The 15,264-nt window shown below is 59.4% G+C and carries 9 protein-coding genes and 7 pseudogenes; 10 read left to right on the top strand and 6 right to left on the bottom strand.

What is annotated here, in order from left to right:
* Together NKI15_RS29200 and NKI15_RS29195 are read right to left on the bottom strand one after the other, a co-directional pair.
* Positions 1-2,631: pseudogene (locus NKI15_RS29200) on the bottom strand (hypothetical protein); the annotation flags it as partial.
* A 525-nt stretch (positions 2,632-3,156) separates the two neighbouring features.
* A complete protein-coding gene (locus NKI15_RS29195; RefSeq protein ID WP_352515271.1) occupies positions 3,157-3,792 on the bottom strand; it encodes an aldehyde dehydrogenase family protein in 636 nt (211 codons plus the stop codon).
* 424 nt (positions 3,793-4,216) lie between these two features.
* Here NKI15_RS29195 and NKI15_RS29190 point away from each other — a divergent pair.
* From NKI15_RS29190 to NKI15_RS29165, 6 genes and pseudogenes are all read left to right on the top strand, one after another.
* A pseudogene (locus NKI15_RS29190) lies at positions 4,217-4,565 on the top strand (DDE-type integrase/transposase/recombinase); the annotation flags it as partial.
* 357 nt (positions 4,566-4,922) lie between these two features.
* A pseudogene (locus NKI15_RS29185) lies at positions 4,923-5,298 on the top strand (type IV secretory system conjugative DNA transfer family protein); the annotation flags it as partial.
* A gap of 636 nt (positions 5,299-5,934) precedes the next feature.
* Positions 5,935-8,469, top strand: coding sequence for a two-component system VirA-like sensor kinase (locus NKI15_RS29180; protein ID WP_352749633.1), 2,535 nt, complete (start codon positions 5,935-5,937; stop codon positions 8,467-8,469).
* A gap of 885 nt (positions 8,470-9,354) precedes the next feature.
* Positions 9,355-9,546, top strand: coding sequence for a hypothetical protein (locus NKI15_RS29175; RefSeq protein ID WP_023679698.1), 192 nt, complete (start codon positions 9,355-9,357; stop codon positions 9,544-9,546).
* A gap of 192 nt (positions 9,547-9,738) precedes the next feature.
* Positions 9,739-10,171: pseudogene (locus tag NKI15_RS29170) on the top strand (PfkB family carbohydrate kinase); the annotation flags it as partial.
* 182 nt (positions 10,172-10,353) lie between these two features.
* Positions 10,354-10,884: pseudogene (locus NKI15_RS29165) on the top strand (transposase); the annotation flags it as partial.
* Positions 10,885-11,066: 182 nt separating this feature from the next.
* On the opposite strand, the gene NKI15_RS29160 reads toward NKI15_RS29165, so the two are convergent.
* Both NKI15_RS29160 and hemN read right to left on the bottom strand, forming a co-directional pair.
* Positions 11,067-11,273, bottom strand: coding sequence for an isopentenyl transferase family protein (locus NKI15_RS29160; RefSeq protein ID WP_352659220.1), 207 nt, complete (start codon positions 11,271-11,273; stop codon positions 11,067-11,069).
* A gap of 182 nt (positions 11,274-11,455) precedes the next feature.
* Positions 11,456-12,871, bottom strand: coding sequence for an oxygen-independent coproporphyrinogen III oxidase (hemN, locus tag NKI15_RS29155; RefSeq protein ID WP_352887762.1), 1,416 nt, complete (start codon positions 12,869-12,871; stop codon positions 11,456-11,458).
* 357 nt (positions 12,872-13,228) lie between these two features.
* Here hemN and NKI15_RS29150 point away from each other — a divergent pair, with 357 nt between their 5' ends.
* On the top strand, positions 13,229-13,504 hold the full coding sequence (locus NKI15_RS29150) for a hypothetical protein (protein ID WP_023671826.1): 276 nt from the start codon (positions 13,229-13,231) through the stop codon (positions 13,502-13,504).
* Between the two features lie 158 nt (positions 13,505-13,662).
* Here the strand turns inward: NKI15_RS29150 and NKI15_RS29145 are convergent, their stop codons facing one another.
* Positions 13,663-14,505: a hypothetical protein gene (locus NKI15_RS29145; protein WP_352887758.1), complete on the bottom strand. Its 843-nt coding sequence runs from the start codon at positions 14,503-14,505 to the stop codon at positions 13,663-13,665.
* A 164-nt stretch (positions 14,506-14,669) separates the two neighbouring features.
* Here NKI15_RS29145 and NKI15_RS32045 point away from each other — a divergent pair.
* Positions 14,670-14,754 (top strand): annotated as a pseudogene (locus NKI15_RS32045) (integrase core domain-containing protein); the annotation flags it as partial.
* Between the two features lie 86 nt (positions 14,755-14,840).
* Positions 14,841-14,964, top strand: a pseudogene (locus NKI15_RS32040) (IS481 family transposase); the annotation flags it as partial.
* On the opposite strand, the gene NKI15_RS29135 reads toward NKI15_RS32040, so the two are convergent.
* A complete protein-coding gene (locus NKI15_RS29135) occupies positions 14,961-15,203 on the bottom strand; it encodes a hypothetical protein (RefSeq protein WP_352749344.1) in 243 nt (80 codons plus the stop codon). The pseudogene NKI15_RS32040 and the gene NKI15_RS29135 overlap by 4 nt on opposite strands.
* Between NKI15_RS29135 and NKI15_RS29130 the strand changes: the two genes are divergently transcribed.
* On the top strand, positions 15,168-15,248 hold the full coding sequence (locus NKI15_RS29130) for a hypothetical protein (RefSeq protein WP_352749349.1): 81 nt from the start codon (positions 15,168-15,170) through the stop codon (positions 15,246-15,248). The two genes, NKI15_RS29135 and NKI15_RS29130, sit on opposite strands and share 36 nt — an antisense overlap.
* Positions 15,249-15,264: the final 16 nt, after the last annotated feature.

Genomic DNA, 15,264 nt, shown 5'->3' with positions numbered 1-15,264 from the left:
CAACTCCGCTGTATCATGCTCACGGTTGATGAGGACCTCCTCGCTTGGTAGCTGGTTGCTCCTGTCCTGTGCAGCGATCCGCTCGTCCGGCGCGCGCTGGTCGCCGTCGCTCCAGCTCAGGGGACGAAAGGACCCTGCGGGATCCGAGGCTTGGTGATGGGGCCCAGTAGGCACGAAAAACGATGCCAGAACAGCGTCGTCTTCATTAGCTTTCCCAGGGAGCTCGCGCCCGAGTTCGGACTTCCGGAGATGAGCTAGTGCACTGATCCCTCCGGAGTTGTTATAGCGCTTGGCATCTTCATCCAGCGACCCCTCGTGAAGCCGAGCCGCAATCCCCGGCTTGTGGTTTTCAACCAGGTATTCACTGAAACCTCTAGGAGCAGATCCATAGGTCTGAATGGTACCGGGATTCGGCCCGGTCGGCGCTGCCTTGTACTCTTTGATGGGAGCCGCTGTATAATCTCTGATGAGCGCGGCGTCGGCAGGGTCGGGATTATTCAGGACAGCGGCGCGGTCCAGCACTGGCGCTCCGCCCGCCCACGTCTTGAGATGACCCACTGCTCTAGCCACGTCCGAGGAGCCACTCTTGCTCTCGTACTCCTTGAGATCCGGATCCAGCGACTCCTCGTGAAGCCGAGCAGCAAATCCCGGCCTGTTATTATCAAAGAGCCAACGACCAAAGCCGAGAAGAGAATTTACATGGCGCTTGACCGTGCTCTCCAATGCTGACCTCAGCCCTTCGACAACGGTCGCATCGTTGGAATAAAGAGGACGCTTGTCGGCACCGGAGACCCCTATTGGAGGATCTGGCTGCAGCGCCGCCGGCACAGAACGAGCATGGTCACGCAACTCGGACGGTGCGGGGGGATTCAGATCAACCACTGACGAATCCGGCGCATGATGATGGCGCGCCGTTGAGTGACCCGGCTGCAGCACCGAGGCACCCAGCATCGACCCACTGCCTCCGGCGTACGGCGCCGCGGCGTGTTCTTGTCCGCTGCCATGCATCATGAGTTGCGCCTCCCATGACGATCGTAGAAGGTCCGCGTGCGGAATCGAGTCGAAATATCCCGACAAGTCAGCATCGACCATCTGCTTTTGCAACCGAGCCAGCGTTTCGGCCACCGCGGCCTCGCCAACCGCGGAGGGCGTCTCCTCTGCCCTGGCGAACGCTGGCCCGGCAGGCGCCGCCGGCACATAACGAGCATGGTCACGCAACTCGAACGGTGCGGGGGGATTCAGATCAACCACTGACGAATCCGGCGCATCATGATGGCGCGCCGTTGAGTGACCCGGCTGCAGCACCGAGGCACCCAGCATCGACCCACTGCCTCCGACGTAGGGCGCCGCGGCGTGTTCTTGTCCGCTCCCTTGCGTCATGAGTTGCGCCTCCCATGGCAGTGCACCCACTTGATGGGTGGGGGCCTGCATCAGCACGCGAGCGCCTGAATTGCCGATCTCGCTCAGCTGCGGCTCAGTGGCAACGTCCTGCAGACGACTGTTCAGGGTCCTTTGCCTCTTCGCTGGTCTCAACTCCGCTGTATCATGCTCACGGTTGATGAGGACCTCCTCGCTTGGTAGCTGGTTGCTCCTGTCCTGTGCAGCGATCCGCTCGTCCGGCGCGCCCTGGTCGCCGTCGCTCCAGCTCAGGGGACGAAAGGACCCTGCGGGATCCGAGGCTTGGTGATGGGGCCCAGTAGGCACGAAAGACGATGCCAGAACAGCGTCGTCTTCATTAGCTTTCCCAGGGGGGAGATACTCTGGCCAACTGTATTCCTCCTGCGGCCCGCTGTGCTGCGCAGCGGCGTCCCCAATGGCACGAGCCTCCATGTCGACTGCGTCTTCCGGACGAGCAGCAAGGGCAATTTCGCGCCCGAGTGCGGCGTACGGCGGGAACTTCCGGAGATGAGCTAGTGCACTGATCCACCGGTTACCACTGGAGTCCAAATAGCGCCTGGCATCTTCATCCAGCGACCCCTCGTAAAGCCGAGCCGCAATCCCCGGCCTGTTGTTTTCATGCAGGTATTGACTGAAACGTCTAAGAGTAGCCGCATAGTCCTGAATGGTTTTGGGATTCGGCCCGGTCGCAGGCGCTGCCTCGTACTTTTTGACCAGAGCCGCTTTGTAATCTCTGATGAGCTCGGCGTCGACAGGGTCGGGATTCAGGGCAGCGCGGCCCACCATTGGCGCTCCGCGCGCCGACTCTTTGAGACGACCCAGTGCTCTAGCCACGTTCGAGGAGCCACTCTCGCGCTGGTACTCCTTGAGATCCTGATCCAGCAACGGATCGTCAAGCCGAGCAGCAAATCCCGGCTTGTTATTATCAAAGAGCCAACGACCAAAGCCGAGAAGAGAATTTACATGGTCCGTGACCGTGCGCTCCCCGACCTTACCGGCATAGAGTGCTGACCTCAGCCCTTCGACAACGGTCGCATCGTTGGAATAAAGAGGACGCTTGTCGCGACCGGAGACCACTACTGGAGGATCTGGCTGCACCGCCGCCGGCAGAGAACGAGCATGGTCACGCAACTCGACCCGTGCGGGGGGATTCAGATCAACCACTGACGAATCCGGCGCATGATGATGGCGCGCCGTTGAGTGACCCGGCTGCAGCACCGAGGCACCCAGCATCGACCCACTGCCTCCGGCGTACGGCGCCGCGGCGTGTTCTTGTCCGCTCCCTTGCATCATGGGCTGCGCTTCCCATGGGGCCGCGCCTTCGATGAGGTTCAGGTCTCCCTGAGACGGATGAGGATGGAACGGGTCTGGCAGAGCCGGAACGCCGGGGGCGGGAATTTGGGCAGCGGCTTGGCGCGCCTCGCCCGAGCGCTGCTCAAAGCCCTCTTGCCCGGCCTGTGCCGCTTGCTCTTGAGATGCCGGGGGCTGCACCTGCCGCCAACCTGTTACATTGGATAGGTCAAATTTGTGCCGGTTCACGCTAGCCTCACGTCCACAGATCAGCTGAGCAACCTACTCGGGCATACTTACGAGAAGCTGACGAGGTCCGCGGTCCCGGAGCGGGTAGGCCTAATTTTCTGCGCGCCGATTGCGCTGGCGCGACGTAGCCCGGCCTTTTGCCAGCTCGGCAGCTACGGCTCGCAAAGAGCGTCGTAAGGCTTGCGGAGCCGCCCCTCAGCTCCCGTCGAGGAGCAATCCTCAATTCACATATTTGGAGATGGCTCGCTGGTTTACCGGTCTGCGAGCCCTGCAAGCCCATGCTTCAGATGCCGCCCTGCAGAGGTATTTCATTTCGAGGTAGTCCTCGAGGCAATGGCGGGAACCCTCCCGCCCGATGCCGGACTGCTTCACTCGGCCGAAAGGCGCGGCTTCCGACGACATGCGTCCCGTGTTCATACCACCATGCCATATTCCAAGGCCTCGGCCACACGCCAAACACGCTTCCGTTTGAGGCACAAATGTGGGCGGCAAGGCCGTAGATCGTGTCGTTGGCCTCATGCACGACCTATCCGCATCGTCGAAGCAATCACAGGCGCCAACCGCCCGAATGTCTCTTTCTTGCGCGATGGTCATCTCGCTGGAGACAGGACCGATAGTTCGACGTGCCATTCGCGCGATGCGTTTGCCCCCGCATCGAATTCTGCGGCCTTTCGCGACGGCATCTGCGATATGGGATTCGATTTTGGCCAGAGCCTGCCTGTCGATCAGCACCGATCGCCACTCCGGAGCAAAGCCCTCGCCAACGATAAGTGGCGGACTTTCTCCACGAATTCTCGACAAACACCTTCGTGAACGCCTGACTGGACGGGGGTAGGCGTGCAGAACAGGTCGCATAACCACGCCATCGTTCGGCGACTGCAGCCGCGAAGCGTCTCGAACACACATCGGCTCGATGCGGTTGCGTCCAGAATGCATCGGCGAGCGGCGGGAGTCTTCGCTATATTCGCCCCCGACATCCCGAAGTCCTCCAGCTTGCCTGCCAAAAAGGGGTGTTGCATGAATAAACCCGCTTTCGTCGCCGTCAGCCGCGTGCCCAGGAAGGACGACAGCCTCCATAGCAAGAATGCGAGATGATCATCGTATTCAGCGGCAGCGTGCCGGCGAAATTGGGTTTTCGGCAGGCCAAATAGCGCGATGCAGAAGGATGGTGAGGATTTCGCGTCCGCTGACGCGTAGGTTCGTCGACGCTTATCCAGTATCGAGATAACAACGCCGCTGCGCAGGAACGAATTCTGAGAGCGCACCCTGCGAGAGGTTGCGCTTGCTGACGCGGCTGTGGAAGAAGCAGGGGCTCGCGCCGAAGCGCATGATCACCGACTAGCTTCGCTCGTATGGAGCGGCAAAGCGACAGATGATGCCGGACGTCGAGCACCGGTCGCACAAGGGGTTGAACAACAGAGCGGAGAATTCCCATGTGCCGCCGCGAAAACGGGAGCGGATGATGCAGGGGTCCGATCGCCGGGAGGCCTGCAACGCTTCGTCTCGACCTTGTCAGCCCTCCGCAACCTCTTCGTCCCGCCCCGCCCCAAACGTTCTGCTCTCGCCATACATGTTCATGCTTGCAAGCCATCGCCGAATCGAAGGCCGTGACTGGAACGCCCGCATGAATTCAGCAGCAGCAGCCCTCGGCCGGCCAATTTCAGACAACGTGACAAGCCCGACCAACAAGCCTATGTCGTCAAATCGCCAAACCGACGCGGCGAACTCGTGCTGGTCGGCAAGGCGATAGTGGCTGGAGCATCAACTCGGCCGACGAGAGTGGCCACACCATCCTAGACAGGATCGGCCGATATGCCCGGCATCGCCGCTCTGCAAAAAGCACAGCGGGCATCCAGACGTTGCCGGGTTGACTATGGGTGTCCGAACCGCGAAAAGAGGCCGCTCTTTATGAGTGGCGTGCGCTGGCAGTCTAACCCCAAGCCCCCCGCCCGGGCTGCCGGCGCGCTTCTAGGAACATCGAGGTAGATGACGAGACTCCGAACTACATTTCCAAACCTATCGGTGGATTCACATTTCAAGCCCAATCGTTTCCTACAGCCAGGCGCGAACGTTCGACTGGAACATTCAGAATTCACATCAAGGTGCACCGCTGTTGCGTCCCGAACAGGTTCGGCTGCTCGATGACGAGTACGAGATTGTTCTCATCAAGGTCTGCCACCATTAAAATTGAGGAAGGTGCGATATTTTTCGGATCGCATTCTGAAACGCATCTTTGAAAGCCAGACAGGCGCCCTCCCGGAGCCGGCGCCCTTGACGGGAGCAGAGGAGGCGCTCTCCGCAGAATCTCAACTCGGTGACCCGCTGTGTGAATTGGCGCAGGACTTTGACGATACAGTTTGATGTGAGGCTAGTATGAACCCGCGAAATAGTAATCCATCCCGTGTAACAGCTTTGTCGCAGGTGCAGGACGCCGGCTTGGAAGACGGGCAAGCGGTCCAGGCCCGGCGAGTGGGCTTTGAGCAGCACGTGTCCGAGGCGCTCCGGCCGCTGTTCGATGGTCGAGCTGACGAGCCGCCTACCGGTCCAGAGGAGCTTCTGCGACTGGAACAGGGGTTTCGCGAGGTGCTTCAGCGAGGGCAGGATCATCAAGCCGCCTCATCTTTTTTCAGCAACCCAGGGATGCCCGATGGACGGGATGACCCCAAGGGAAGCGTGTCGGACGCTTTCGCAGCAGCCGGCTCTAGGCACGCCGAGGCCGCCGCCCCGCCAGTGTTAGCTGCCAGCCAACAGCAGATCCGGCCCTCGCCAGTTGCGTTTGACCGGCCGGTATCATCCTCGGCTGCTGCAGGCGTGCGCTTGTATGCCCCTTCGATGATCTCTCGGAAGACCAGTTCCGAAAACTGCGATCAGTTGCCCGCCTTGTGCTGGCGCCTCGCCGTCGAGGTCGAAACGCCCGCGATTCAATGGAAGGTCAGCGGGCCATGGGGGCAGAGTGCAACGGTGTCTACACCGCCTATTTGAGGGGGAGAGGTACACTTGGCTTTCCTGTTCCAGCAGCATCCGGCCGCACACCGACGCGATGGGGAGCTAGAATTCAAATCGGACCTTCGCAAGGCACGCACCGCGGCTCAAACGCCGTTCGTTTGGGAAAAATGGCTCAGTACCGACAAAGCTTCTGTGATGGCCCTAGTGGCCTCGGTTGCGCTCTTGGTCGCGATACAGTGGCAAGACCCCCAGATCAACGAGGCGGTCCTAAGCGAACTGCGGACGATTCAGATCAACTACGCATTGCTCCAGCGAGACGTCGCCCGCGCCGACATGGTATTGGACTTCCGTTCCGTTGCTTCTACCGGGCAAGCATTAAAAAGGAACCTTCAAAACTACCAACGCCTTGTTGAGATTTCGCCCAATGAGAGCTCCGGGGTGCACTCCAGGTTGGTTGCACAGCTCAAAAAGTCCCTCGAAAACACAGAAGCTGCCATCTCGGCCTCGGCCGCGCAAAATGAGCTTCTGCAAAGCTCTCTCGTACGCTTTGCTCGCTCGGCTAATCGCCTTCGGGGGGGAGTGTCGAACAGGCCTGAATTTTCCAATCTGATCCTTCAATTTTCGGCCAGACCGGGATTCAGCCTCGCATTACAAATCGATCAGTCTCTCCGCCGACTTCCTCCTAGCCAGGACCAAGTCACGGAGGATGTTGCCCGCGAGGGCCGCGCTATCCTGTCCTCAATGTTGAGGTTGGACCGCGCTGTCAATCGGATCCCATCCTTCGACACGTTCGCCAAGGCTGCCGAATTGGAGCGAGAACATCTGAAAGCCTACAGCTTCGCCAGCGCGCAAGCGCAGCGTACACGACTTTTCTTTGGCTTGGTGTCCATATGCCTCTGCTTGTTTGCGACCATTCGAGCCTCCACGCAGCATGTGCGGACGAACCGGTTGGAAAGGCGGTTAGAGCTTGAAGCGGCGATGAGTGAGATCGAAGCTTGTTTCATCGACAGTCAAGCAACGAAGGCTTCGCGGCGCTTCTCCACCGAAGCAGCGCTTAGACTCATTCAATGCGTTTTCGATGCGGATCAATGCGCGCTTGCTCTGGTGGATCCGAGTATCAGCAGGAATACCGAGTACTTTGTCGCGAACAAGCGCATGCGCGTCTGGAACGCCGCGCTAATCCATGAAGTCGTCTCACTTGTACACCCGGAACAGCCAGTGTTTCGCGTCGTTCCGGCGTCGGAAGTGGTTCGGACTGCCGTAGGCACTACCGGTGTTTGTCAAATTGTTGGTTGCAGGGCCTCCGATCAGCAGGCTGCGGTTTGTATCCTTGTTTTTGAAGGAGATCGCTCACCACCCTCCACAGACGACCTCCTGGTTCTGGCGAGCGCTACTGTGCGTTTAGGCAACCATCTTGAAATGCAACGTGTACACACGGAACGTAACCTTTTTGAGAGTCGATGGGAGCATGCGGAAAGGCTGACGGCTGTCGGCACAATCGCAAGCGGCGTTACACATGAATTCAATAATGTTCTAGGAGCAATAGTCGGCTACGCAGAGATGGCTAAAGGTCTTGTGCGCCGCCCCTCGAGAATTCGGGGCCACATCGGCCAAATTATCTTGGCCAGCAACCGAGCCAAGCTGATTATTGATCAAATTTTGTCACTAAGCCGAACTCGGAAGCGCGTGACGATGCCTTTCGACGTCTCGGAGAGTGTAATGGATCTAGCGCCATTGCTGCGGGTTACAGTTCGTGCGGATGTTCAGTTGAACTTCAAGATCAACGAGTGGCAAACGGTGATCGAGGGCAGCCCGACCGAGTTACAGCAAATCCTTATGAATCTATGCAAGAACGCGTCGGAGGCTCTCTTGAATGAGGGCCGTGTCCAGATTAGCGTTTCTCGCGCTCACGTCTGTCAAACGAAGCCCGTGGCTAAGGGCACCTTGAAACCGGGAGATTACGTTCTCCTCTCCATCAGCGACGATGGCCAAGGAATCGCAAGTTCGGTGCTTCCGCACATCTTTGAGCCCTTTTTTACCACGCGCTCTCGCGTCGGCGGGACCGGACTGGGTCTTGCTGCAGTGGACCGCCATGTGAGCGCGCTCGCAGGATGCCTTGACGTCACCTCGGCTGTTGGCCGAGGTACACGCTTCGATCTCTACTTACCGGCCTGCGCTGAGGAGCAGGTCAGAGCTGATAGCGCTTCCGGTCCATACGATGGATCACTTGGCAATGGAGAAATCATTGCAGTCGTGGAGCCCGATCCAGCAGCGTTGGAGATCTACAACGATAAGATCGCCGCGCTTGGTTATAAGCCTGTCGGCTTCGCGACCTTCGAAAGTCTTTGCGACTGGATCGAGAGCGGGAAGGCAGCCGACCTCCTCATTTTCGATCAAGCGACTTTCCTCGGGCCAGGACAGCCCGAAGCCGTACGTACCACCCTGATGACGGTGCCCATCATCGTCGTTGGTGGAAGCGACCCCATGCCGATCACATCTGGTAATCAGACCTTCGTCCTTTGGCTAGCCAAACCGGTCTCGTCCAGGACGATGGAGCATGCAATTCGTAGGATGATAATGGCATGATGCCGCCGACGCGCTCAGGCTACCGAGCTACCGAGGCAATCGGAGGCGGAGCCGGCTGGGATCCAGCAAATACAAGAGCGTCGGACGATCTCTGCGCACCCGGCTCATGGCGAGTTCCCCTCGAACACTGTCGTCGGCTTCCGCCCAAGGAAGGGCTCCCCGACCACGGCAAACCTGCCGCCGTGATCGTGACCGTCAAGGACAAGTCGCCGCGCGATGGGGTCTGCGGGCCTCCATCCTTGACAAGTCACTGCGCGCTGGCGGCGACAGGCGACGGGTAATATAAGGTCGGGACGAGGAGATGGTCGCCAATCGGTCATGCAAGATGGTTGACGAAAAGCAAAGCTTGACAATCATCGCCCCATTCACGCCAGACTTCTCCTGTGCGCTCATCACTCGGCTACGGCTCCTCGCCCGCCCCGACAGGCTATCGCCGCCCGGCCGGGCAAGCGATATCCCAGGTTCCGACGTGTTCCTTTCATGCTTGATGGACCTAGGCCCCGGCAGGGCGGGAGCATGAGGCTGGGTTCTCGGTCGCGGATCTGTGAGGCAAGCACGGGGTAAGCGAAGGCTCGACCCACCATTGGGGAGGCCGGCTTCGGCTGACTTTCGAACTAACTGCCGACAACACACTGGATAGGCTGTTCTCGTCGTTCGGTCCAGTTCACCAACGCCTGTGTCGACATTTTACGGCGCTTCACTACTCAGCGCCGCGCCCGTGAGCGCCAGCGAGTGGTCGTCGGCGGGCTCGATGGCGCTGTCAGGTCGGGGACTCGACCTCTATGATCATCACCGATTTAATTCAAATTTGTCTGTATATATTGACGATTGCACCACCTTCACCTCGTAAACGGCAATGCGGGCGGATGGAGAGGGTTCTATGATATGACAAGCGATTTTTCCGCCGCCCGAGGGCATTTAGATCGAGCGTATGACTACCTTTGTGGGGATGACCCGATGAGTCAAAGGGGCCGCGAAGCCTTGGATCTGCTAATTGAGGCGGTTGCCGTCGAAGAGTTCAAGCAGCCACGCCAAAGCGCGGAGGTGCTAAGGTTTCCGATCGGGCGCCGCTGCTGAGGTAATCTCCACGGCCGCCATGTAGCCTCAGGTGGCAGGGACTCGCCGCCCCGTGAGGGCCGGGAACGAACGCATTGGCAAAAGGAAAGCCCACTTGCCAAACCCGCGCCCGGCCGGCGTGGTAAGAAGGCCGGCGGGTTCCCAAGCGGAGACATTGACGCCGGACTATGACGTTCTTTGCATCGGCAATGCAGCGCCGGCAACACCGCCGCCGGCGTAGGCAGCTTCGGCGGGCGCGCCGCCTTCTTCGGCAGGTGACGAACGACGCGCTCGGCGAGATCTACGCCCACGACATCCACGCCGAGGGCGTCGCCTTCGACACCGAATCGCTAGTGGGACAACCACCGACGGCATGCTCGATGAACTTCGTAACGCCCGATGGCGAGCGCTTATCTCGGCGCCTGCTTCGAACTCGGCCCGACGATGTCGAACCAGACAAGGCTTCGGGCACCAAGGTCACTTATTTCGAGGGCTATCTGGGGGACCCGCCGCGCGCCAAGCAAGCGATCCGGCAGACCGCGCGGCTGGCGCATGCCGCTGGCGCGAAGTGTCGATGACGCTGTCGTATTCGTTTTGCGTCGACCCCTACCGCGACGAGTTCGTCGAGCTGATCCGCTCCGGCACGGCAGCAGCAGGTCGTCTGGATCGCCGGGACTATCCGGGTGAGTACGTCGGGGTAGTGTGCTGAGAGTTCTGCAAATTCGCTGAGAGGGGGCGGTCATGGCAGGCTGGTGATTGTTCACGTCACCGATTGCCGCGAAGGAACGCCACCATGACCAAGACTGAAGTTAAGACCGCCAGCGCTGCCGTCAAAGCAAGGGCATCGGGTTGGTCGTGTCCGACGATCATGCCGGCCTAGTGGCAGCGATCGGCGAGGTGATCCCCGAAGCCGCCTGGCAACGCTGCTACGTGCACTTCCTCAGGAACGCGCTCGATCATCTGCCGAGGAAGCACGGCGACGACTGCCTGCAGGAATTGCGCTGGCTCTACGACCGGCACGATCTCGCAGGGGCCAGGGCTGATCTTGCCGCATGGCTTGCCAAATGGTCGGCCCGCTATCCGGTCTGACAGGCTGGGCCGAGGATGCCATCGAACAAACCCTGACCTTCTTCAGGCTGCCGAGACAGCACCATAAGCATCTCAAATCCACCAACATGCTGGAGCGGCTCTCCGCCGGCGCACCTATGTCGTGCGCATCTTCCCCAATACCGAAAGCTGCCGCGCCTGGTCAGGGCGTTGGCCGTCGAGACCAATGAAAACTGGATGGAGGCCAACCGATACATCAACATGGACGACCTGCGCGAGCACAAGAAGCTCGCTCTGCGCCAAGCCGCATGACCAGCATCATGGCCGCCCCATTTTGCAGAACTTGTCGCACACAACCGCTTTGCTCTCTCTACAAAGGCATCGGAGTTGCCGAGCCGCAACCGCCTTACATGCCACTGAAAGCGCCAGCCCGATGCTGACTCGCGCCATGTGAATTGAGAAGGGAGATCGAGCCGGCTTCGAGTGAGCCCAGGCTAAGATCTAAGCTCATCCACGTGCATGATCAGCTTACGACGGGCAGTCACGGCGTGGATGTGCCCGCGGTTAGGAGGCGTATCCAAGTAAACCCGCTGGGTAGATTGCAGTTCGGGATCCGAGGCACGCCCGCTGCGCGTAGCGATTTGAGGACAGCATTGTACACGATCCAACGCAATGACCGACCGTCCGGTCTCTCGTGCAATTTAAATTGAAACGTCTGTCTTGCCGCTGCAGGTCGGCCCGTAAATCAAATGGATTAGCATGTGTTTACCGCTTAGAAGCCCTTGTTTTTCGAACTAACTGCCGACAACAAACTGGATAGGCTGTTCTCGTGGTTCGGTCCAGTTCACCAACGCCTATGTCGACATTTTAGGGCGCTTCACTACTAACGGGCACCGCACGGTGGCAGCTCGTTCTCTCCGGCAAAAGATACTCCCTGTGTTAGCTTCCATGTTGTGTGCTTGCCCTCACCTGCGGGATACGGAAGGCCATCCCTAAAAGCATCGAATGCGGCAGCGACAGCGCGAATCCCAAAGCGATGCTCCCGCCGTACGCGGACAAAACCGTTTTCGAAGTCCACTATTCCGTCCTTGGCCAGCATCGCCAAACGCTCATCTGAACCGCGAAGACGGATCAAATCAGATCCGTGGGCGACACAGATTGCCGGCACGTCAGCCTCGAAATCGCACATTAATCGCTCGATGATTGCGGCTCGCAGGCGGTCGTCGTCTGTGAGGCGATGGCCCTTCGATGTCGCCAGTCGGCCAGCTGCGATGTGCCGGATGTAGAAATCCCGTGTAACTTCGTTTTGAACGTACCCCTGGCCAAAGCGGCCGATAGCCGACGCGCCGAAGCCGATCAGGGTTCTGCAGGTATCGGCAGAGTAGCCCAACGAGTTACGTCGCAGGCGACCTGTTTCCTGTGCCAGCGCGAGCTCGTCGTGCGGCAAGGCGAAATGGTCGAGCCCGATCTCTCGGTAGCCGGCGGCAACCAGCGTCACGGCGGCAGCCGTATGCTGTTCAGCGCGGGCAGCGCTGTGGGGAAGAAATTCCGCCTCGATGAGGCGCTGGTTCTTTATTTGGGATGGGATATGCGAGTAGCCGAACAAGGCAAGCCGGTCGGGGCGCATGGCGACCGCCGCCCTCGCCGTCTCGACGCACGACTCCACCGTTTGACGCGGCAGGCCGTAGATGAGGTCGAAGTTGATCCGGTTTACTCCATGCCGGCGCAGCATTTTCACGGCAGCCGACGTCTGGGCCTCGCTCTGGATTCGGTTGATCGCTTTTTGAACAATGGGATCGAAGCTCTGTACGCCCAGGCTCGCGCGGTTCACGCCGGCCGCTCCCAAGCCTTCCGCCATCTCGGGCGTGAGCGTGCGTGGATCGATCTCGATGGCGACCGTAGCTGTTTTCGAGATGGCGAAGCGGCATCGCAGGAACTCCATCAGAGCGAGGAACTCGGCTGGTCCGATGAGAGACGGCGTTCCGCCGCCGAAATGTATGTCGCTCACGGGCAGCGTCTTCGGCACTCGCTCGCAAACCAGACGGATCTCGTCACGCAGCGCCGCCAGATAGTTGAGGATGGGCGCATCATGGCGGGTGATGGTGGTTGGGAAGCCGCAATACCAGCAGGCTGATCGGCAGAACGGAACGTGCAGATAGAGTGACACCGGATCCTCAGCCGGCAGGTTCCTGAGCCATGCCTCATAAGCCTCGGCGCCGACCGCCCCGGAGAACTCCGACACAGCCGGATAGATAGTGTACCAAGGCAGCCGGGCCTCTCGAAATTTCGTGGTCTGCAAAGGCACAATCCCATACTGATAACAACCAACCCTACCCACCGCGCCCGCCTGGGTCCTTGCGCTATGTCAGTCCGTTCCGTTTGGGCTCGAATCTAGATCTTTTTTAGCAATGGGCCACAGGCGCCGCTGCCCATCACTTCGCGCTACGGCACCCTGAACGCCGTTTACGAGGCCCCGGACGCCGATGACTGGGAATCGACCAACTGCGCCAATCTCGTCGGCTCGCCGGATGCGTCGACGCTGCGAGCGTCCGGCCGGCTCCGGGCCCTCAAGCGGCTCTTCGCGCCGACGCCGGGGGGGCAAGGACCTCCTTGACCAGGGCGCCAGCGTCGATTTGGTGTTGCCGGTGGCAAAAGCGTGACGGATCCGCTCTTCAATCGGATCCTGGGGGGACTGGCGCCCCTCAAAACCGGTGGCGCGGAACGAGCCCCGATCTGCATCTTGAAAGGCGCGTTTACCAGCCGATGGAGCGCCTCGACCGATCGCGTGCTCGACCGCTTTGAAGTCGCCTACACGCCCTCCCCGTATAATGCACCTGCAAACCGGCCCGTGCTCGCACAGCTGAGTGACTTCAACAAGCTGAAGCTTGCGCTGGCAGTCTTTCCGCTCGGAGTTTCAGCAATTCCTAGATGACTCACAAGATGCTAGCTCCCGTCCGCCATTCGTGCCCATTCCAAAATACACCCGATTGCCCGCGCAGAACGGCGGAACCTTCTCGAGCACTGGCTCGCCTCAGAATGCCGCTGCCCCAGTAATGATCAACGTTTGGAAGATCATGGCGCGTGGTCGTCTCAGTTTTCATCCCCCTCCTCGGTTTCCTCGGCAAGAATCTCCCTCTCCTGCTCAAGTCTTCGAATAAGGCGATCGAACTCTTTGACCCCAATCGCGCCAGTTGAAACGAGGTGAAAGCTGGCATCTTTCGACAGCATCCCTGCCCACTCGCGCTGATCGCCGTGCGGGCTCGCCACTCGCTCGACCCCCTTGGGTTTGGCATGCGGGTCGCCGGTCAGCACCGGTGGCCACGAAAACCAATCATCCGCGTACGGGACCTTGTACGACTCCTTTGCCCAATATCGGTCATGGTCGAACCGAGGAACCCGATCCATGTCCACGCCCAGATCGTTCAATCGCTCGTAGAATCCCGTGTAATTGAAGTTCTGCGGGTCACTGTGGCCGTCCGGAATCCCGCGATCGACTTCTATATGTGGCACGATCGTGAGAACTCGATCGACCGTACGGCAAGCGCCAATATAACAAGCCGCTAGGCTCGTGTACTGCGCCGAGTTCGGAGAGCCCCCCTCCTCGTAGTCTATTTCAATGTTAATTGCCTTGCCCTTAAGGTCGAACTTAGGCAGCTTTCCGTTCTTTGGCTTCAAGCCGGACTCTGCCTTCGTCGCCCACACGTTCGTCTCTTGGAATGGCCACAAATGGACCACCTCTCCCGTTTTGAGAATTACCGCGTGCGACTTGTTACGCTTTTTCCCAATCCAAGGCTTCACTGTGTCGTAGGTGAGCTTTCCGTCCACGGTCTGGTGGAGGATGAAGTGAGTGCGCCCGGCGCAATTGCCATCCATAAGGTCACAAGCGTCCTCGAGGTCAGCCAATGGATCTGTCGAAATATCGTTAATGCCCATGTCCCACTCCTAGCAAATAAATCCCCGATACTAGCATAACGCCAATTCGGACGCAAAGTAGCCGAGGCCGGCTCGTAGCCGCACGGTCCGTTACAAGGACTCCGCCTTAAAGACCGTCTATGCAACGGATTGGCCGAAAGACGAGGGCACTCGCCAAGGCCGATATCGACCACCGAACGACAAAGCCAAGGCACCCATGGACCAACGGCCAGGTCGAACGCATGAACCGCACGATCAAGGATGCAGCCCTGGCTTCGGCTCAAGATCACAGGCCTTTGTTTGCCGGACCCCTACGTGGCTCTCATGGTTGAGCGCCAAACTAGGTATTTGATCCCAGGCGTCGACTGAAAACCCTCAAGGGCCCTCACGCCCTTTGAATACATCTGCAAAATCTGGACAAAAGAGCCCGAACGATTCAGGCTCGATCCAACCCATCAAACCTTGGGACTAAACAACTAGGCTACAAGGTCAAACTCCGAGAGATCAATCCGGAGGCTGTAGTCCATCCCACCGTCGACGCACGCTTTGAGTTCAGCGACGTCCCGCAGTGCGCCGGGTTCGGACCTTACCGACCTCAGGCTCCACGCAACCACAAGAAGTTCGCCCATTTTTACATCGACCTGACCAACCAGTTCTGCGACGCCAAAACCTGCCACGTCTTCATAACCGGCAAGATCGCCTACCGCGACCAGCATCATTTGGCGACGCCGTTCGCGGAGACGCTGGAGCCGGCCAGCGATTGATCATGTTCGACCGGAA

The sequence above is a fragment of the Mesorhizobium sp. M0862 genome (genome assembly GCF_040319795.1).
Taxonomy (GTDB): Bacteria; Pseudomonadota; Alphaproteobacteria; order Rhizobiales; family Rhizobiaceae; genus Mesorhizobium.
Note: the sequence above shows the minus strand (reverse complement) of the source record. Positions and strands in the feature narration are given on the sequence as shown.